Origin of the sequence: Romboutsia sp. 1001216sp1, assembly GCF_039841805.1 — a bacterium.
Classification (GTDB): Bacteria; Bacillota; Clostridia; order Peptostreptococcales; family Peptostreptococcaceae; genus Romboutsia_C; species Romboutsia_C hominis.
The window spans coordinates 132,466-151,456 of sequence record NZ_JBDPHA010000006.1; the positions used below are offsets into that span (position 1 = coordinate 132,466).

General features: G+C 26.8%; 18 protein-coding genes. 2 read left to right on the top strand and 16 right to left on the bottom strand.

From position 1 onward, the window contains the following. Positions 1-252: 252 nt before the first annotated feature. The 5 genes from ABHC41_RS07880 to queG form a co-directional block, all read right to left on the bottom strand. Positions 253-1,101 (bottom strand): DegV family protein, encoded by an 849-nt coding sequence (locus ABHC41_RS07880; RefSeq protein WP_092923456.1) that lies wholly within the window; start codon positions 1,099-1,101, stop codon positions 253-255. Positions 1,102-1,139: 38 nt separating this feature from the next. Further along, positions 1,140-1,610, bottom strand: coding sequence for a tRNA (uridine(34)/cytosine(34)/5-carboxymethylaminomethyluridine(34)-2'-O)-methyltransferase TrmL (gene trmL, locus ABHC41_RS07885; protein WP_092923453.1), 471 nt, complete (start codon positions 1,608-1,610; stop codon positions 1,140-1,142). A 199-nt stretch (positions 1,611-1,809) separates the two neighbouring features. Further along, positions 1,810-2,436: an endonuclease III gene (gene nth / locus ABHC41_RS07890; RefSeq protein ID WP_092923450.1), complete on the bottom strand. Its 627-nt coding sequence runs from the start codon at positions 2,434-2,436 to the stop codon at positions 1,810-1,812. Positions 2,437-2,644: 208 nt separating this feature from the next. Next, positions 2,645-4,879 carry an ATP-binding protein gene (locus ABHC41_RS07895; protein ID WP_166506027.1) on the bottom strand — a complete coding sequence of 745 codons (2,235 nt, stop codon included), beginning with the start codon at positions 4,877-4,879 and terminating at the stop codon, positions 2,645-2,647. Positions 4,880-4,973: 94 nt separating this feature from the next. Beyond that, the gene (gene queG / locus ABHC41_RS07900; protein WP_166506028.1) at positions 4,974-5,873 is read right to left on the bottom strand and encodes a tRNA epoxyqueuosine(34) reductase QueG; all 900 of its coding nucleotides are present in this window, start codon (positions 5,871-5,873) and stop codon (positions 4,974-4,976) included. A 64-nt stretch (positions 5,874-5,937) separates the two neighbouring features. On the opposite strand from queG, the gene ABHC41_RS07905 reads away from it, so the two are divergent. Next, on the top strand, positions 5,938-6,342 hold the full coding sequence (locus tag ABHC41_RS07905) for a RusA family crossover junction endodeoxyribonuclease (protein ID WP_092923441.1): 405 nt from the start codon (positions 5,938-5,940) through the stop codon (positions 6,340-6,342). 113 nt (positions 6,343-6,455) lie between these two features. On the opposite strand, the gene ABHC41_RS07910 is transcribed toward ABHC41_RS07905, so the two are convergent. The 10 genes from ABHC41_RS07910 to ABHC41_RS07955 form a co-directional block, all read right to left on the bottom strand. Continuing rightward, positions 6,456-7,451: an aldo/keto reductase gene (locus tag ABHC41_RS07910; RefSeq protein WP_176579621.1), complete on the bottom strand. Its 996-nt coding sequence runs from the start codon at positions 7,449-7,451 to the stop codon at positions 6,456-6,458. A 25-nt stretch (positions 7,452-7,476) separates the two neighbouring features. Next, entirely contained in the window at positions 7,477-8,313 is an 837-nt protein-coding gene (locus tag ABHC41_RS07915) for a deoxyribonuclease IV (RefSeq protein WP_166506029.1), read from the bottom strand. 92 nt (positions 8,314-8,405) lie between these two features. After that, complete coding sequence (locus tag ABHC41_RS07920) at positions 8,406-8,957, bottom strand: transcriptional regulator (RefSeq protein ID WP_092923432.1); 552 nt, start codon at positions 8,955-8,957, stop codon at positions 8,406-8,408. A gap of 82 nt (positions 8,958-9,039) precedes the next feature. Continuing rightward, positions 9,040-9,957, bottom strand: coding sequence for a glutaminase A (gene glsA / locus ABHC41_RS07925; RefSeq protein ID WP_166506030.1), 918 nt, complete (start codon positions 9,955-9,957; stop codon positions 9,040-9,042). Positions 9,958-10,052: 95 nt separating this feature from the next. Continuing rightward, positions 10,053-11,720 carry a nucleoside kinase gene (locus ABHC41_RS07930; protein ID WP_092923426.1) on the bottom strand — a complete coding sequence of 556 codons (1,668 nt, stop codon included), beginning with the start codon at positions 11,718-11,720 and terminating at the stop codon, positions 10,053-10,055. A 36-nt stretch (positions 11,721-11,756) separates the two neighbouring features. Continuing rightward, positions 11,757-12,518 carry a TIM barrel protein gene (locus ABHC41_RS07935; RefSeq protein ID WP_092923424.1) on the bottom strand — a complete coding sequence of 254 codons (762 nt, stop codon included), beginning with the start codon at positions 12,516-12,518 and terminating at the stop codon, positions 11,757-11,759. Between the two features lie 9 nt (positions 12,519-12,527). Then, on the bottom strand, positions 12,528-13,061 hold the full coding sequence (gene lepB / locus ABHC41_RS07940) for a signal peptidase I (protein WP_092923421.1): 534 nt from the start codon (positions 13,059-13,061) through the stop codon (positions 12,528-12,530). 31 nt (positions 13,062-13,092) lie between these two features. Beyond that, positions 13,093-13,893: a hypothetical protein gene (locus ABHC41_RS07945; protein ID WP_092923418.1), complete on the bottom strand. Its 801-nt coding sequence runs from the start codon at positions 13,891-13,893 to the stop codon at positions 13,093-13,095. Between the two features lie 220 nt (positions 13,894-14,113). Beyond that, a complete protein-coding gene (locus ABHC41_RS07950) occupies positions 14,114-15,412 on the bottom strand; it encodes an RsmF rRNA methyltransferase first C-terminal domain-containing protein (protein ID WP_092923415.1) in 1,299 nt (432 codons plus the stop codon). Beyond that, positions 15,409-16,134: a PrsW family glutamic-type intramembrane protease gene (locus ABHC41_RS07955; RefSeq protein ID WP_092923412.1), complete on the bottom strand. Its 726-nt coding sequence runs from the start codon at positions 16,132-16,134 to the stop codon at positions 15,409-15,411. Before ABHC41_RS07955 ends, ABHC41_RS07950 begins: the two co-directional genes overlap by 4 nt. 113 nt (positions 16,135-16,247) lie before the next feature. Here ABHC41_RS07955 and sleC point away from each other — a divergent pair, with 113 nt between their 5' ends. Beyond that, positions 16,248-17,522 (top strand): spore cortex-lytic germination protein SleC, encoded by a 1,275-nt coding sequence (gene sleC, locus ABHC41_RS07960; protein WP_092923409.1) that lies wholly within the window; start codon positions 16,248-16,250, stop codon positions 17,520-17,522. Positions 17,523-17,610: 88 nt separating this feature from the next. On the opposite strand, the gene ABHC41_RS07965 is transcribed toward sleC, so the two are convergent. After that, complete coding sequence (locus tag ABHC41_RS07965) at positions 17,611-18,981, bottom strand: DUF3298 and DUF4163 domain-containing protein (RefSeq protein WP_195238333.1); 1,371 nt, start codon at positions 18,979-18,981, stop codon at positions 17,611-17,613. Positions 18,982-18,991: the final 10 nt, after the last annotated feature.

Below are 18,991 nucleotides of genomic sequence, written 5' to 3' on the forward strand. Positions count from 1 at the left end.
TCTACATAAAAATTTATTTTTATGGCAAATTATATTATTTTTCTTAAAAATTTGTGTTTAAGACTTATTTTAAACATAATAATTCATTTATTAATTAAATATATATGTAAAATATAATTTATATATCACTTTACAGAAAATATTATTATTTAATTTCAAACTATTAGTTTTAAGCCATTTTATTTTATTAAGTCATTATAAGTAGAAAAATAAAAAAAGAGTCTTAAGCTTAAGACTCTTTTTTATGTTACACTATTTATTTTTAATGCATACTATTCCAGTTAATCCTGGACCTGCATGAGAACCAACACAAGATCCTATTTGGAAATATAGTATATCTTTTGGATTAAATTCAGCTTTAACAGCTTCAGTTAATCTTTCTCTTTCTTTAAAATCATCACTGTATCCAATACATATTGTTTGGTCTTGTAGATTTTCTCCACAATTATCTTTTACTAATTCTATCATCTTAGATATGACATTCTTTTTGCCTCTAACTTGGCAAACTGGAGCAACTAAACCATTTTTTATATCTAATATTGGCTTAATATTTAATATACTTCCTATAGCCGCTTTAGTTGAAGATATTCTTCCACCTTTTTGTAGATATTCTAACGTATCTACTGAGAATAAAACATAAGTCTTATCTCTTAACTCTTCTATGGCTTTCATTATCTCATCTATATCATATCCTTCTGATGCCATTCTTGCAGCTTCAACTACTAATATTCCTATAACATAAGAAAATGCTTGAGAATCATATGTATATATTTCTCCATCTGTATCATTTTTAGCCATAACAGCACTTTGATAAGTTCCTGTTGCAACTGATGAACCTGCTATATATAGTACTCTTTTTCCTTGATTAACGTATTTTTCAAATACTTCTTTAAATTGAGCATATGTAGCTTGAGATGTTTTTGGATATACATTCTCTTCCCTAAGAGTTTTATAAAATTCATCATTTGATATATCTACACCATCTTTATATTCTTTTTCATTTAAGATTACAGTTAATGGTACTACTTCTATATCATATTTTTCTATTAATTCATTAGGTATATCTGATAAACTATCACATATTATTTTTATATCTTTCATGTACTTCCCCCTTATTACTTTATAGTAAGGTTAGTTTATTATCTCATTTTTGGATAATCTAATTGTCTTAATGCTTCATAAACAACTATAGCAACTGAGTTAGATAAATTTAACGACCTTGCTTTCTCAATGTCTAACATTGGTATTCTTATACATGTTTCTAAGTTAGCTTCTATTAATTCTTTTGGTAATCCTTTTGTTTCTTTTCCAAAAACTATAAATGAATTATCTACATAATCAACATCTGAGTGAGCTTGATTGACTTTAGTAGTTGCGAAGAAAAACTTACCTTCAGGGTTTTTTTCTACAACTTCTTCAAAGCTATCATAATACTTTATATTGGCTATATCCCAATAGTCAAGTCCGCTTCTTTTTAAATACTTATCTTCTAGAGAAAATCCTAAAGGTTTAACTAAGTGTAAGTTTGTGCCTGTTGCTGCACATGTTCTTATTATGTTTCCAGTATTTTGAGGTATCTCTGGCTCTACTAAAACTATATTTAATGACATATTTTCCCTCCTTACTTATTTAAATAACAACTATACTTACCTATATTAAAGTACGTTCAATTTTATTATGCCTTATCACTTAAAACTCTAATATTCTAAATTATATTATAACAGAAATTACGTTTATAACAATAATGCAGTCTTCTAATTTAATTCTTCATAAAAACATAAAAACCTCTTGTATTTAAAACAAGAGGTCCTATTTATTTTCTTTATAGTACTTACAATACTTTTGTATAGGACATATTTCACACTCTGGCTTTCTTGCCTTGCATATTCTTCTTCCATGAAAAATTAATAAATGATGAGAATGAGACCATCTTTTCTTAGGTATAACTTTCATTAATGGAAATTCTGTTTTTTCTGGAGTTGTCGTATTTACCATACCTATTCTATTAGCAACTCTAAATACATGAGTATCTATAGCTAAAGCATCTTGTCCAAAAGCATTACTAAGTACAACATTAGCTGTTTTTCTTCCCACTCCAGGCAACTTAATTAATTCATCTAGACTATCTGGAACTTGTCCATTATAAAGTTCACAAATTTTAATTGATGTTTCTTTTATTTTTTGAGCTTTGCTTTTGTATAATCCACAACTTTTTATTTCTTCACTAATTTCTTCTATGCTTAATTTAGCAAAAGCTTCTGGAGTATTATATTTTTTAAACATCTCTTCTGTTACCTTATTTACTCTAACATCTGTACATTGAGCTGATAGTATTGTAGCAATCAAAAGTTCAAATGGCGTAGTATAATTTAATTCACATTTAGCATCAGGATAAGTTTCTTCTAATATATCTAATATCTTATTTATATTTTTCATCTTAGACTCCCTCATTATCTTGTATATTATTTATTATTTATATTATTTTTATATATATGTGTAAAATTTTAATTATTAATCTCTATATAAAATTTAAATCTATATGTTAATTTTATATACTGTAGTATTTTGATATTCTATAAAAGGAAGTAAAATTTTAAATAATTTTACTTCCTTTTATATCTTACCCATGAAATTTATAATAAAACTAGTCTTTTAACTTCTTATTTATATTGCTAAATTCTTTAAGCCTTTCTATTGTTTTTTTCTTAACATCTTCAAAACTCATATCCGTTAAAATCTCTATAGCTTCTTTTACATTTTCTACTTCGTATATTTTAAATTTATTGTCTCTTATAGCATCACTAACTTCATCACATAAAACTAAATTTCTTCTATTATTCTTAGGTATTATAACTCCTTGTTCTCCACTTAATCCTTTTTTCTTACAAGTATAATAAAATCCCTCTACTTTTTCAGTTATTCCTCCTACAACTTGTATTTCCCCTTTTTGGTTCATAGAACCAGTAACTGCAATATTTTGCTTTAAAGGAATTTTACTTATAGAAGATATAAGTGCATATAATTCTGCTCCTGTAGCACTGTCACCATCTATTCCACCATAGTTTTGTTCAAAGCATATATATGCATTTAGAGATAATAAAAAGTCCGTTGCAAAGTTTTCAGATAGATATCCACCTAATATTAATACGCCTTTATTATGAATTGGACCACTCATGTTTACTTCTCTCTCTATATTTACTATGCCTTTATTTCCAGGGCTAGTAGTTACTGTTATTCTAGATGGTCTACCAAATGAATATTCACCCATATTTAGTACAGAGAGCCCATTTATAACTCCTACTCTACACCCCTCTGTTTCTATTAAAGTAAATCCATTTTCTAAGGATTCATCCATTTTACTTTCTATCCTGCTAAGTCTTTTCCTTCTTTCATTTATTGCTTTTTTTACATCATCTTTATCTACAAACTCTGCATTTCTAATTGTGGCATAAGCATCACCTTCAATTATAATCTCTAGTATTTTGTTAAACTGAGTAGATATTTTAAAACTATCACCTGATAGTCTTATAGAAAACTTTATAACTTCTTCTACTGCTTCATAGGTAAAATGTTTTAATTTATTTTTTTCACATTGTAATGCTATAAATCTAGCTATTCCATCTCTATTAATTTCACTTTCATCCATTTCATTATCAAAATCCACTAATATCTTAAAATACTTACTAAAATCTTTATCATAATGATATAAAAGATTATACATATAATTATCACCTATAAGAATTACCTTTACATCTATAGGTATGCTTTCTGGAGTTATAGATGTTTGCGTATCTATACTTATTTTTCTAGTTTGAATCGTTTTCTTTAGAATATCCCAAGATAACCCATATCTAAGCAGTTGATCTGTGTATAATACTAGATATCCTCCATTAGCTTTATGTATGGCCCCTGGTATAAGTTTTGTAAAATCAGTTTTTATACTTCCATTATTATAATCATATTCTGCTTTTCCAAATAAATTAGATACACTAGGATTTATTTCTGTGATTATTGGTGCTGATTCGTTTTCTTTATCTCCACCATTGTCTACAAATAAATTTACTTTATATTTTATAAAATGTTCTTTATCATATTTATCTTTTAATTCTTCTTCACTCATATAAAATAAATAAACATACTCTAATATATCTTTCCTCATATTATCTAGATATAAATTTACCTTTTCATACTCTTTATACTTTTCTTTAAGGTTATCTATATGTGGATCAATAATATACTTTGCAGTTTCCTCTTCTAGGTCAAGCAATGCATCTTTTGCTGCATCTTCTAAATCCCTTATTTTATATGCAACTTGTATTGCCATATTTTCTAACTCTCTTTTTAATTTATAGAATTCATCATCATCTACTTCTTCTCCATTTTCCTCTATTGGCATAAATACCATTCCAACTTTACTAGTTTTTAGCTTAAATCCTTTTTCTTCTCCATATTTCTTTATCTGCTTAAGCAAAGCATCTTTTTCTATTTCATACTCTTCTACAAGTTGATTTTTGCTTAATTCAAAATCTTCACTTTCAAAAGCTTCTATCAATTCATCTAATAAAGTCTCAATTAATTTCTCTATATCTTTTTTAAATATTTTCCCAGATCCCTTTCTTAATCCTATAGCTATTGGCTCTCTTGGATGCTCAAAATTATACACATAACACCAATCCTTATGTGTATCTTTTTCTAATGAATATTTTTTAAGAGCTTTCATTGCATAAGTAGTTTTTCCTGTTCCTGGTTCTCCAGCTAAATATATATTATACGCAGGGTTGTTTATTTTAAGACCTATCTCCATAGCTTCAATAGCTCTTTCTTGCCCCAATATACTTTCTAGAGGTTCTATTTCTGATGTGTTTTTATACACTAACATATGTATACCTCCTCAACTCTTTTATACATTTTATGTTGTATAGCTTGTAAAAGTTTCGTAGATATATCTATAAAAAAAGTCTTAATCTAAAAGACTAAGACTTTTCTAATATTATTTCTATATTTCTTTTTATTATTTTTTTGCCTCTCCAACTAAAAGCTCTATTTCCATATCTCCTTTTAAACTCTTTGTTTGATATTTCATCAATTTCTTCAAAATCTAAATTTAATATTAAATCTTTCATAAATTCTTCTATATGAGTTTCTTTTATATTTTTATTGTGAGGACATACTTCTTGGCATATATCACATCCAAAAATTTTCCCACTATTTTTAATTGCTTTAACTTCTTCTAAAGATAATTCTTCTTTCTTCTGAGTTATATATGATAAACACTTTCTAGGGTTCATATCATAATTTCCTAAAAGAGCATTTCCCGGACAATATTTTACACATTTTCCACATTTCATACATTCTTTATCCAATGGCTTATCTAAAGAAAATTCATAATTATTTATAATATAACCAATAAATACATAAGAACCATATTTATCTGTTATTATATTATTATTTATTCCAAAATACCCTATTCCAGACAAATAAGCTAATTCTCTATCTACTAATGGACCATTATCTACAAATATTTTATATTCAAATCCTTCGATATTCTCATCTAAATAATCGCATACTTTCTGTAATAATTCTTTCGCTACTATATGATAATCTAAACCTCTACAGTATCTAGATAAATTTGACTCTTTTTCATTATCTATATGGTATGGAAAGGCACATACTATTATAGATTTAGCATCTTTCATTATATTTTTAGGATTAATTCTGTTTTCTAAAATAGGTTCTTCCATTCCAGTAATATGTTCTTTTTCTATTCTTTCTTTTAATTTTTTTTCTAATTCATAGTTTACATTAACTCCTGTTATGCCTACTGTATCTAAGCCCAATGATTTAAAGTACTCTTTTAATTTTTCTTTATTCATAAAATTCCCTTCCATTAATTTTTTATTAGCTTTATAATATTTAAGATGTAAGGATGGTGATAAATTGATTAAATTAACAATCCCAGGTAGACCAATAAGTAAGTCTAATTTTAAACTTCACAACGTCCATGGTCAAGCATGGATGCCATCAAAAGGTAAACACTCTAAATATTTAGCCTATGAAAACATGATAGCAGGTTATATAAACCAACAATATGATGGAGAAACTATAGAAGAAGATTTAATAACTATTTTAAAATTATATTTCCCTAATAAACGTATGGGCGATTTACATAACTATCCTAAAAGTATATGTGATGGAATAGAAAAAAGTGGAATAATAAAAAATGATAAACAGTTAAAACCTGTATTATTATTTGATTTTATAGATAAAGAAAATCCTCGTGTTGAAATAGAACTTTATCCTGCTTCTGAATATGATGTTTCTTATAGCATTCTTAAAAAATAAATAGTAACATAAACTTTTTGATTTTTACTTTGATTATTTTTTCTAAAAACTATATAAGCTATAAGATTTTATATCTAAAAAGAGAACTTAATCTAAATTAAGTTCTCTTTTTATTAACCAAGTTTAGCGCATACTTCTTTTAACATTTCTCTTATTGGTAAATTATATGGACATTTAGTTTCACATAACCCACAATTTACACATTCATTAGCTTTACCAACTGTAGATGCATATCTTTCTTTTGCCCATTTTTTAAGGTTATATCTAGTATAATATCCTTCTAGTAAAAAATTGGCTGGGATATTTACTCCTACTGGACATGGTAAGCAATATTCACATCTTCTACAAAATCTTTTGCCTAATGTACTTTTTATTTCTTCTATTTTTTTATTGTCATCTTCATTTAATTCTAGATTATTAAGTACCGCACTATTTTGCTTTACCTGCTCTATACTTTCCATACCTGGTATAGCAACATCAATATAATCTTTTGATAATATATACTTAATAGCTAAAGTTGCATCATCTAGTGCTCCTCCTGCTAAAGGTTTCATTACTATTATTCCTATACCCTTCTCATTAGCTTTTTTAAATACTTCATCTGCTTGATTCTCAACTATATTATAAGGAAACTGTATAGTTTCAAATTTATCATTTTCAACTACCTTTTCTATAGTTTCTAAACTATGGCTAGTTATTCCTATATGTTTTATTTTTCCTTCTTTTTTAGCTTCTAACAAAGCTTTATATGCTTTATTATCTGCAAATATTTCATCATATTCTTCACTTTTTACATTGTGTAGTTGATATAAATCTATATAATCTGTTTTTAAGTTCTTAAGACTTATTTCTATATCATTTTTCATAGCCTCATAGTCTCTAGACATACTCTTTGTGGCTATAAAAAATTTTTCTCTTTTTTCTTCAATTGCATTTCCTATATACTCTTCACTAACTGTATATCCTCTAGCTGTATCTATAAAGTTTATTCCTTGTGCTTCAAGTTCATTTATTACTTTATTAGTCTCTTCTTGGGTAATTCTTTGTATAGGTATTCCCCCAAATCCTACTCTTTTAACCTTCATATTAGTTTTACCTAATTCTCTCAATCTACTTCCCTCCACTTAAACTTTACTATTTAGTTTCTATTATATCCCTTAGCATTTTTATTTCTTTTTTATGACCTTCATCTTCAAGAGGTGTTTCTAAGAAAAATGGTAAATCCTTTATCTTTGGATGTGTCATAAAATTAATAATAGCATCTAATCCTATTTTACCTTCTCCTATTACTGAATGTCTATCTTTCTTTTCACCAAATCCCATCATACTATCATTTAAATGTATTGTTTTCAATCTATCTAATCCTATGATTTCATCAAATTGATTTAAAACTTCATCTAAGTTATTTACTATATCATATCCTGCTGAGAATATATGGCAAGTGTCTAAACATACCCCTAGTTTTTCATTATGTTCTACACCATCTATAATTCTTTTTATTTGTTCAAACTCAAATCCTATTTCAGTACCTTTTCCAGACATAGTTTCTAAAAGAACTGTTATATTTTCATTTCCTGTTAAGGCTTCATTTAGTGCTGCTATTATCTTATTTATTCCAGCATCAATCCCTCCACCAACATGGCTGCCTGGATGGAAACATATATACTCTATTCCTAAAGAATCCATTCTTTCTATATCTTCTTTTATGACTTTTCTTCCAAATTCATATACATCATCTTTAGCAGCTGCCAAGTTCATAGTATATGGTGCATGTGCCAATAATGGGCCAAAGTTATTTTCTTTTCTTATTTCTTGAAAGTTTGCTATATCTTTTGTATCAAATTCTCTGGCATTTCCTCCTCTTGGATTTCTACTAAAGAATTGAAATGTGTTAGCTCCTATTTCGACTGCTGTTTTTGCAGCTTTTGCATATCCTTTTGCTATTGATATATGTGGTCCTATTATAATCATATTTACTCTCCTTATGTCTTTTATCATATTTTGATTTATTTTATATTTTAATTATACCCAAAAAAATAAGTATCAACAAAGGTCGATACTTATTATATGCTAATCGCTTCTTCTACTGGTATTGCCAATACTGATATGTTATATCCTATTTCATTTTCATCAGTATTTCTAGAATCTACGATTTCTTGTATTTTTATCTTAATTGCATTATTTAACTCTATAAGTTCACTTTCCGTAAGTGATATATTTTGATATTCAACTATACTTTCATCAAGCAACCTATTTCCCTCTGCTGCACTATAAAATAATTCGCTCATGTTTTCAAACTTAGATATACTAAGTTGTTCTTCATCTGTTAGTGAGAAGTTAAGAATCTTTTGCCCAATAACTATATTTTTTGCACTCGGGTAATAGTACTTCTCTACTATTCCAGATTTTATCTTTTCTTCTACTAACTCCAAAATTCCTACCTTATAAAGAGTTTTTATATGATAGTTAATTTTTGCATGAGGCTCATCTAATAATTGTGATAATTGCTTTGCTGATAGTGGTGATTTATCAAATGTTTTTAAAATGTCTATTCTTCTAGGATGTGCAATTGCTTTTATACATTCTAAGTCCCTAAGCACTAGTACTTCCTTCATTCCCCCACCCCTATAAAAAAATTGTTTTATTTATAAGATAATTATATATTAAGGACTTGTAGTTGTCAAAAAATTCTATAATTTAAAATATGTTAAGTTCTAACTTTTGAGATAATTCTTCTAGTATCTTTATACCAGCTATACTATTTCCCTTTTTATCTAGAGCTGGTCCGTATACTCCAATACCCATAGTATTTGGAACAGATGCTAGTATTCCTCCACCAACTCCTGATTTTGCAGGTATTCCAACTTTTATAGCAAACTCTCCTGATGCGTCATACATTCCACATGTAACCATAAATGTCTTAACTATCCTTGATACTTTTTCATCTATTATTCTTTCACCAGTTTCTATGTCTACACCATAAGATGCAAGATTAACTCCTATTCGTGCTAAATCTAATGTGTCAACTTCTATCGAACATTGTTTAAAGTATAAATCTAATAATTCTTCTACATCTCCTTGTATAAACCCGTCATTTCTTAAAAGATAAGCCATAGCTCTATTTCTATCTCCGGTCATTTTCTCTGACTTATACACATCATAATTTATTCCCAAGTTATCATTTTTAGCTAATTTTCTAAAGAACTTTAACATTCTTTCTTCTTTTTCTTCTAAACTAGCACCTTTTATTAAAGATGTAGTTACTATAGCACCTGCATTTATCATTGGATTACTTGGCTTTTTAGTATCATTTGTTTCTAATTTCATTATTGAGTTAAATGGATCACCACTAGGTTCTTTACCTACTTTAGAAAAAACATATTGCCAGTCATTATCCATCAACGCCATCGCAAGAACAACTATTTTAGATACACTTTGAATCGTAAATTTAGTATCCCAATTACCAGCTTTATATATGTTGTTATCTTTATCTATTACACATATACCCAGATCATCTCTTTTGGCTTTCTTTAATTCTGGTATGTATCCTGCTACCTGTCCATAATTTGTATATTTCCTATTTGAATTTAATACTTCTTCAAGAATCTTTTCCATACTTCTCCTCCTAATTTAATTACGTTTCCAAATATCTAATAAATATATAATACAGAAACCCCTGATATTCTGTCAACATCAGGGGTTTTATAGTATTAATCAACTATTTTACTTCCACCTACAAACTCTCTCAATATTGATGTTGGTGGTATATCTGATATGTCTGATAACTCAACAAAATATTGAAGAAACTTTAAAAGTCTATTAGCTTCTATATATGAACTATTTTCCTTATCAATTTCCTCTAGTAATGGTTTTGCGTACTTTTTCAATACTGCTAATTCATAAATACATGCAGAGTTAAATATTATATCCGCTTCCTCTTGATATGGGAATATATTTTTCTTCTCTCCACGTCTTACTGATTCCCACTGCATTATTGTCTTTTCTGCGCTATAACCTCTAAAATTATAATCTCTAACCATTCTTCTTATTAACCTTAAATCCGTTGTAGGTATTCTATTATGGTCATCTAAATTAATTTGAGTTAGGGCACTTATATAAATTTTAAATTTATCTTCATCTGGTATTGATGATGTTAGCATAGGATTTAATCCATGTATTCCTTCTAATATTATTGGCTGATTTTCTTTTATTTTTAACTTCTTTCCTTTTTCTTCTCTTATTCCTAATTTAAAATTAAACTTAGGTAAACTTATTTCCTTACCTTCTAGTAAATCTTTTAAATCTTTATTAAATCTCTCTAAATCTATTGCATATATAGACTCAAAATCATAATTTCCAAATTCATCTAGTGGAGTATGCTCTCTATTAACAAAGTAATCATCTAAAGATATTGATACAGGATTTAGATTATTGACTCTAAGATGTATTGATAATCTATGAGCAAAACTTGTTTTACCTGATGATGAAGGAGCTGCTATTAATATAACTCTCTTATTTTTTTCTTTTATAATATCTGCTATTTGAGATAATTTTTTCTCATGTAGAGCTTCTACTGTTCTTATAATTTCTCCATACTCTTTTCTTTCTATTACCTCATTAAGTGTAGTTACTTTACTTACTCCCATAAGCTTTGACCAATTCTCCGCTTCATGATATACACTCGATAACTTAGGCTGTTCTTTAAATTTAGTTGGTATATTTTTATTTTCTTCACTTGGACCTAATACTATTATTCCATTTTTATATGGTTTTAAATCAAATGTCTTTATATATCCCGTAGATGGTAACATATATCCATAGAAATGATTTATATGATTGTTACACTTATATATCTTTACATCATCATGTTCCTTGTATTTAAGAAGCTCTGCTTTCTCATACATTTTATTATCTTTAAATATTTTTATTGCTTCTTCTTTATTAGTGTCTATTCTTTCTATTTTATAATTAGACTCTATTATATCTTTCATTTTTTTGTTTATAGCTTCTACATCTTTCTCTATCAATTCTCCATCTTTATGAACTTCACAATATAATCCCTTTGATAGAGAATGTTCTATTACTACTCGACAATCTTTAAATACTTCGTTACAAGCCATTATAAATATAAATGACACAGTTCTAAAGTATACTCTTAATCCATCTTCGCTAGTTGTATCTAAAAAACTTAATTTACAGTCTTTGTTTATACTATAATTTAATTCTCTTAGTTTGTTGTCTATAACTCCTAATGTTATGTATCCTTTATAGTCTTTATCTATTTCTTTTACTATACTTTCTAGTTTTACTCCTGGAGAATCTTTTTCTATTTTATAAACTTTTTCATTTCCTTCTACATTGATAGTTATATTTTTCATAGTAATCTCCTTTCTTTTATACTTAAAAAGAGGTATTTAAACCTCTTTTTTAATCTCTTTTATATATTCTATACTTTCCTTTATATCATGATATTTTATCTCTAATATTAAGAACTCTGGTTCTAAGTCAATGATAGTTTTAACTTCTTTTTTATCTAATATACCTTTATTTATCCCTATATGTATATCTTTCTTTCCATCATTGTCACTTAAATGAACTATTCTAATCTTGTTATGTAATTTGTCTATATAATTATCCCTATTGATTAGATTATGGCCTGTATCATAACAAAACCATAATTTTTCATTTTCTACTTTATTAAATATATATTCAAAATCATATAGTTTGTTACCTACATTTGATAAATCACCATTATTAGAATAAGTATTTTCTATTGATATATTAGCTTTCGTCTTATTTATAATATCATTTAACATACTACATGATATATCTAAATATTTTTCTCTATTTTTATCTAATCTATCAGATATAACATACCCTAGGTGAAGATTGTAGTAACAAATATTTAAATGTTTTAATTTATAGTTCATTTCTTCTACAAATCTTACCCAAGATTGTCTAATAAATTCTATATTCTCACACAAGTTTAACTCCATAGGTAAATGAATACTTAAAGATACATTTAATTCTTTAAGCTTGTCTATATATTTGTATATCTCATCACACTCATATAAGTTATCTATACCAAGTTCTATATGTTTTATTTCATCTATCTCTTTGCACAAATTTATTGCTTCATCAAGATTATATAATAATGCTGATATACCAATTTTCATGTAATTCACCTATTTTACAGTTCCTATTTTATTAAATGGATATAACCTTATCATTACCTTACCCATTATATTTTTTTCATTTACTAACCCGACATCTTCATATCTACTATCTAAACTCTTCTCTCTATTATCTCCCATTGCAAATACTTCACCCTTTGGAACTGTCATATCTATATATCCATCTGTATAATTATCATGTATATATGGTTCATCTAATAACTTTCCATTTACATATACTTTGGAATTTTCTATCTTAATATGATCTCCTCCGGTTGCTATAACTCTCTTTACTAAGTCTTTAGGTTTTCCATTGTCTTGAAGTAAATTCGTATGGAATACTATTATGTCTCCCTTTTTTGGCTCTCCTATTTTATAAGCCATTCTATTAATTATTAAATAATCATTTTCCTTTAAAGTAGGATACATAGATTCTCCCTTAACTAAAGTAGGTCTTATAAATTGAGTTATTATAAATGCAAAAATAAGAGCAGTAGCTATTACCTTAATCCACTCTATTGCTTCTTTTTTTAATTTTTCACTCATTCTAATAATCTCCTCCTAAATTTTAATTTAGTTAATAATTGGTGTAACTTCCTATCATTTGTATAGCCATCTCATTTATATTATCATATTTATCCATTTTTATACCTAAGTCTAGTAATTCACATGCTTTAACTAAGTCCTGAACTACTTCCATGGGATTGCCATATAACTCTTCAATATCTTCTTTGCTAACCCCTTTAAATCCATGTCCAACTGGGCTTTCATGTCTAATCTTAATTAAATTTTCTAGTCTTTCTCCATTTAATATATCAACAACCTTTTCCATTCTTTTTGTTTTTTTAATATACCTATTTATATAGTTAGTCACCCCAGTTATTAGATTTCCATTATATATATTATACTTCTTTTTTAATGTATATAGAATATTTTTCTTTGATACCATATAACCATGCATATTTACTTTATATTTTTTATTTTCCTTAGTACTTACAAATATATATTTAAATAATGCTTCCTTTAATCTATATAACCTTCCCAAAAAATCAATATACTCTTCATTAACAATTTGTATCTTCATATTTTCTATGAGCTCTGATAATATGTCTTCAGGTTCTCCATTTTCTAGATTTTCTAGGTTAGAAACCAATCTTTTTATCTCTCTTCTACTTAACATCTCACTGCTCATCTTTTTTAAACTTATCGATGCTTTTTTAAAGTCAAAGTTTATAGCATACTTAGATGATTCCATTAATAGGTATAGATCTCCTTCGACTATACCAACTTCTTCTAATACATCAATTACCGCATCATAATCATATCTTTGTAAAAATTTATATATAACATACTCTTTACTTTTATCTAATGGATTCATATTTCCCTCCTAGTTGTACCTCTTTTTAATACACATATGTTTATTATTAAACTAGAAGGTTTATATTATGTAAAAAAGCTCATATTAAATATAATATATTAAGGCTTTTTTGAATAATATATATAATAATTATATTTATCTATAAATTTAAAATAAGTGTGTCTACATATATACTATAAAAAGGTACTAAGTTATAACTTAGTACCTTTTTATAGCTACTTTAGTATTTTATTCTAAGACCTTTCGGATAGTGGTTTTTTAATACTCCATTGGATTCTTTTCCCCACCCTAGTGGTATATTTTCTACTGTTACTAATACCCATCCTCTACTTTGTCCTGTATTTATGGTATTTCCTCTTAAATAATTTAATACTTCTTCATCTTGTATTGATAAATTCTCTGTATACTTAACTTGATTTGGATTTAAATAATGAGACAATGCATGTGATGGCTCAAACCTATTTTTCTTTAGTATTCCCAAATGAAGTCCATATCTTAAAACTTTTAATTTTTTAGTTTCTGGACTTTCTTCTGGCAATAGATATAAGTTTTCTCCTCTTATATCAAATTTATTTCCTATTGACTCATTTAAAAATTTCTTTTCAAATTCTCTAAAATCCTTTAATTCTGTATCTAATCTTTTAACTTTTAATTCTTTAGTTTTTATATCCTCTTCTTCATTTTTTTGTATTTTAGCTACAAAGTGACCTTCTCCTTTTATCTTGTGAGGCCATAATCTTTCCATCTCTATAAGCTTAGCATTTTCATATTCTTCTATAAACTCATTTATAACTGTTTCATTTTCTTCTTTCGCAAATGTACATGTAGAATATACTAACGTACCTCCATTTTTAAGCATCTCATATCCATCTCTTATTATTTCTCTTTGAATAGATTGACATTCTAATACTTTTGCATAGCTCCAATCACTTATAGCAACTTCATCTTTTCTAAACATTCCTTGCCCTGAACAAGGAGCATCTATTACTATTTTATCAAAGTATCCTCTAAATACCTTCTTTAGATTATTTGAGTCTGTATTTGTTATTATACAATTTTTAGCTCCAAATCTCTCTAGATTTTCTCCTAGTGCTTTTATTCTCATTGGGTTTATTTCATTTGATACTAATAATCCTGTATTATTTAGTTTTGATAGTATGTATGTTGATTTTCCTCCTGGAGCAGCACACATATCTAGAATTTTTTCACCTTCTTTAATATCCAACTTTGGCACAACACTCATAGCTGATGGTTCTTGTAAATAATATGCTCCTGCCTCATGTAGTGGATTTTTGCCGGGTCTATCTATATCTTCATCATAATAAAAGCCTTCATTTACCCAAGGTATTTGTTCTAGTTTAAATAAATTTAATTTATCTAAGTCATTTTTACTTATTTTTAATGTATTAACTCTAAGGCCGGTAGTTTTTTTATCATCATATGTTTTTATAAATTCATCATACTCATCTTTTAGTATTTCTTTCATATCACTTAAAAATCTTTCAGGTAGCTTTGTCAATTCTTATCGTCCTTCCTCGTTCTCTTTTTTCTTCTCTTAAATCTATTTTTTGAACTAATTATGTATTTATCTAATTTGTCTAAGTTTAATTTACATAAAAAAATTATATAAACCACAAACAATATAATAGACCATCTATACTCTATCATCAATATAAAATCAAAAACTCCATGTATTAAAATTGGTATTAAAACAGATAGTATTAAATATTCTCTTTTTTTAAATTTCTCTGTACTAAATTTATATTTAGATATATAGTATCCCATGGTTATTGCAAATAACATGTGAGCTGGTGTAGATATTATAGCTCTAATCAATCCAACCTCCATCACTGTGCTTTTATCTTCTTTTAAGATATATAATACATTTTCTAGTGTTGCAAATCCTAATGACAAAAACATGGAGTAAATAATTCCATCTAGTTTTTCATTAAAATATTTTTCTCTTAAAAGATTTGGAATCAATACAATTGCCTTTAATCCTTCCTCTGTCATACCTGCTACTATAAAAGATATATATATTATACTTGTATATCCTGTTAATATATCTAATTTCAATAATAAAAGCTCTACAATAAGAGCAATTATCCCCATAAATACTCCTAATAAAAAAAACTTTGCTAACCTATTTATAGGTTCTTTATCATATTTATCTTTTAGGTATATCCAAAATATATAAGCTATAGTTGGTGCTATGGCCAATGTAAATATATTTATGTTCATATAATCACTTCTTTCTTTTTTGTATAATCTATATTATTTCCATTTTCCTTAACAAAATAAGATGTTTATTCATACTATAAAATAATAAGATACTATTTTTAAGGGGTGATTGCATGCAAGATGGTTTCTTAACGGTTAGTGTTATAGATAGCAATACTAATCAACCAATAGAAAATGCTACTGTTAATATCTACTCTATTCCAGAGTCAGAGCAACGTTTAACTAAAGTTTACGAAAACTTAAAAACAGACTCTTCTGGTCAAATCACAGGTTTAACACTAGATGCTCCAGATGTAAATTATTCACTAGATCCTTCTTCACCTATAAGACCATATAGCATTTATTCTGTTGAGGTGTCTAAAGATGGTTATGAAACAGTTTTAATAGACGGTACGCAGATCTTAGCTACTGTAGAAGCTCGACAAACAGTTCCTGTTAATTTAAAAACTAGATCTAGAAATTCTTATTCCAGACAAAATGAACAAGTATTTGATATTCCAGACCATACCCTATATGGAGATTATCCGCCTAAAATCCCTGAAAGTAGTTTAAAACCTCTACCACCTCCTACTGGGTTTGTTGTTCTTGATAATCCAGTAGTTCCAGAATTTATAGTCGTTCATGATGGAATGCCTGAAGATACTTCAGCTCCTAACTATTGGATACCTTTTAAAGACTATATAAAAAACGTAGCTTCTTCTGAAATATATTCTACGTGGCCTGAACAAACTATTTATGCTAATGTAATAGCTATAGTTTCATTCACTTTAAATAGAGTATTTACTGAATGGTACAGAAATAAAGGCTATAGCTATACTATTACTTCTACTACTGCTTTTGACCATAAATTTATTAATAATAGAAACTTCTTTGATACTATTAATGTTGTAGTTGATGATATATTTAATACTTTTATAAAAAGACCACCTACCTCTAGACAGCCCCTTTTAGCTCAATATTGTGATGGTGTAAAATCTCAATGCCCAAATCAAATGACTCAATGGGGAAGTAAATACCTTGGAGATGAAGGTAAAGACTATGAAAGTATATTAAGATCATTTTATGGTGAGCAAATAATCTTTGAAAAAGCACCTATCGTAAGTGGTGTTCCTATATCTTTCCCTGGCCAAATTTTACAAGTAGGTTCTAATAATAACTATGTTAAAACTATTCAAAACCAACTTAATGCAATCTCTAATTCATACCCTCTAATACCTAAAGTTAAAGAAGATGGCATTTTTGGAGAATCTACTGCTGAGGCTGTTAAAGTATTTCAAGGAATTTTTGGCCTACCTAAAAATGGTATTGTTGATTTTAAAACATGGTACGAAATATCTAGAATATATGTAGCTGTAACTAAAATAGCTTCTTTAAATCCTACAATATAGATATAAAATATATTTCTAAATAATAAAAGCTTTACTGATTATGATCTAATTTTTATTAGATATAAATAGTAAAGCTTTTTATTATTATCTATTTTAGTATTTCTAAGTATTCTTCTTTTAACATATGACTTATTATACTATTATTTATTTTAAATTCTGGTATCCCTGCTGCAAATGGTGCAATTTTATATAAATCAAAGTAAATAACTATATTATTGTCCTCTATATAAAACTTATTGTCTTTTTCTATTGATTCAAATTGATATATACCTTCATACTCCTTATTATTTTTAACTAATTCCTCTATTTGCCTTCTAATCTCATTATTTATTACTTTTATATAATCTGAGTTTGGCTTAAATAAATCGCTTAATTTTAATATTTTTCCACTTCTCATGTCTATATTATAACTTATATCTTCATAGTCTTCATGAGCTCCTCCACTATATTGATGGTAAGTTACTTTTATACTTAATATATCATCACTATTTTTTTTAACTTCATAATCCACATTTGCAACAAATTTATCTTTTGATACATCAACATTATCAAAATAGTTTTTAGCGCTCTCATAAACTTTATTATAAAAATCCATTATATCTTTTCTAATTTTATAATTTAATTCTTTATCTATATCCTTATTTGAAGATATTATTATAGGAATATTTAATATACTATTTATATATTTATTATTTTGAGTAATTGTTTGCGTATCTACATTTGCAATTATATTTTTTGTGTTTATTGATTTTACCTTGTTATTAAAAACATCATATGGAACTTTAAATTCATATTCTCTCATCTTACCATCTTTATTTTGGTCCAATATTATTGATAATCCCCCGTCTACAATTATAAAATTAGTTTCCTTATCTATAATTACTAGATTTTTGTCTATATCTATTTTATTTTCATCTATAGTCTTATTTATATAAGATTTTATTAATTCTTTATAGTTTTCATCTTCTCCTAAAAGATTATCTATATATATTCTTTGCCCTGTCTTTAAATCAAAAACATAACTTTCTTTGTTGGTTGAAAATTTATTTTTTCCACTTTTAGTTTCTTTTACTATAACTATATTGATTACATCTTTACTTTGAAACGCTAAATTATATTCTAATAATATATTAGTTTTTTGTTTATTATTTTGTAATTCTATATCTTGCCTCTTATGATTTATATAACTATTTATATTATTTCTGATAAAAGAATTAATGTACCTTTCAGCATTTTTATTATCACAATATAATTTAGGCATTCTAACTGTTATTGATAAATTTTTACATTCTATTTTACTTCTTTCTTCAGTAACCTTTACTGTTTTTATACTATCTACTATGTTAGCTTTTACTTTACTTGATATATCTACTAACTCAGTATTATATAAAAGTATTAAAGATAGTAATGCTATACATATTAATGACATAAATACTCTTATATTTCTTTTTTTATTCATTTATAATTCC

Coding starts and splice junctions, on each gene's coding strand:
- ABHC41_RS07880 (WP_092923456.1), bottom strand. CDS start 1,101: ATGAAAGATATAAAAATAATATGTGATAGTTTATCAGATATACCTAAT.
- trmL (WP_092923453.1), bottom strand. CDS start 1,610: ATGTCATTAAATATAGTTTTAGTAGAGCCAGAGATACCTCAAAATACT.
- nth (WP_092923450.1), bottom strand. CDS start 2,436: ATGAAAAATATAAATAAGATATTAGATATATTAGAAGAAACTTATCCT.
- ABHC41_RS07895 (WP_166506027.1), bottom strand. CDS start 4,879: ATGTTAGTGTATAAAAACACATCAGAAATAGAACCTCTAGAAAGTATA.
- queG (WP_166506028.1), bottom strand. CDS start 5,873: ATGAATAAAGAAAAATTAAAAGAGTACTTTAAATCATTGGGCTTAGAT.
- ABHC41_RS07915 (WP_166506029.1), bottom strand. CDS start 8,313: ATGATTATAATAGGACCACATATATCAATAGCAAAAGGATATGCAAAA.
- ABHC41_RS07920 (WP_092923432.1), bottom strand. CDS start 8,957: ATGAAGGAAGTACTAGTGCTTAGGGACTTAGAATGTATAAAAGCAATT.
- glsA (WP_166506030.1), bottom strand. CDS start 9,957: ATGGAAAAGATTCTTGAAGAAGTATTAAATTCAAATAGGAAATATACA.
- ABHC41_RS07930 (WP_092923426.1), bottom strand. CDS start 11,720: ATGAAAAATATAACTATCAATGTAGAAGGAAATGAAAAAGTTTATAAA.
- ABHC41_RS07935 (WP_092923424.1), bottom strand. CDS start 12,518: ATGAAAATTGGTATATCAGCATTATTATATAATCTTGATGAAGCAATA.
- lepB (WP_092923421.1), bottom strand. CDS start 13,061: ATGAGTGAAAAATTAAAAAAAGAAGCAATAGAGTGGATTAAGGTAATA.
- ABHC41_RS07945 (WP_092923418.1), bottom strand. CDS start 13,893: ATGAATCCATTAGATAAAAGTAAAGAGTATGTTATATATAAATTTTTA.
- ABHC41_RS07955 (WP_092923412.1), bottom strand. CDS start 16,134: ATGAACATAAATATATTTACATTGGCCATAGCACCAACTATAGCTTAT.
- sleC (WP_092923409.1), top strand. CDS start 16,248: ATGCAAGATGGTTTCTTAACGGTTAGTGTTATAGATAGCAATACTAAT.
- ABHC41_RS07965 (WP_195238333.1), bottom strand. CDS start 18,981: ATGAATAAAAAAAGAAATATAAGAGTATTTATGTCATTAATATGTATA.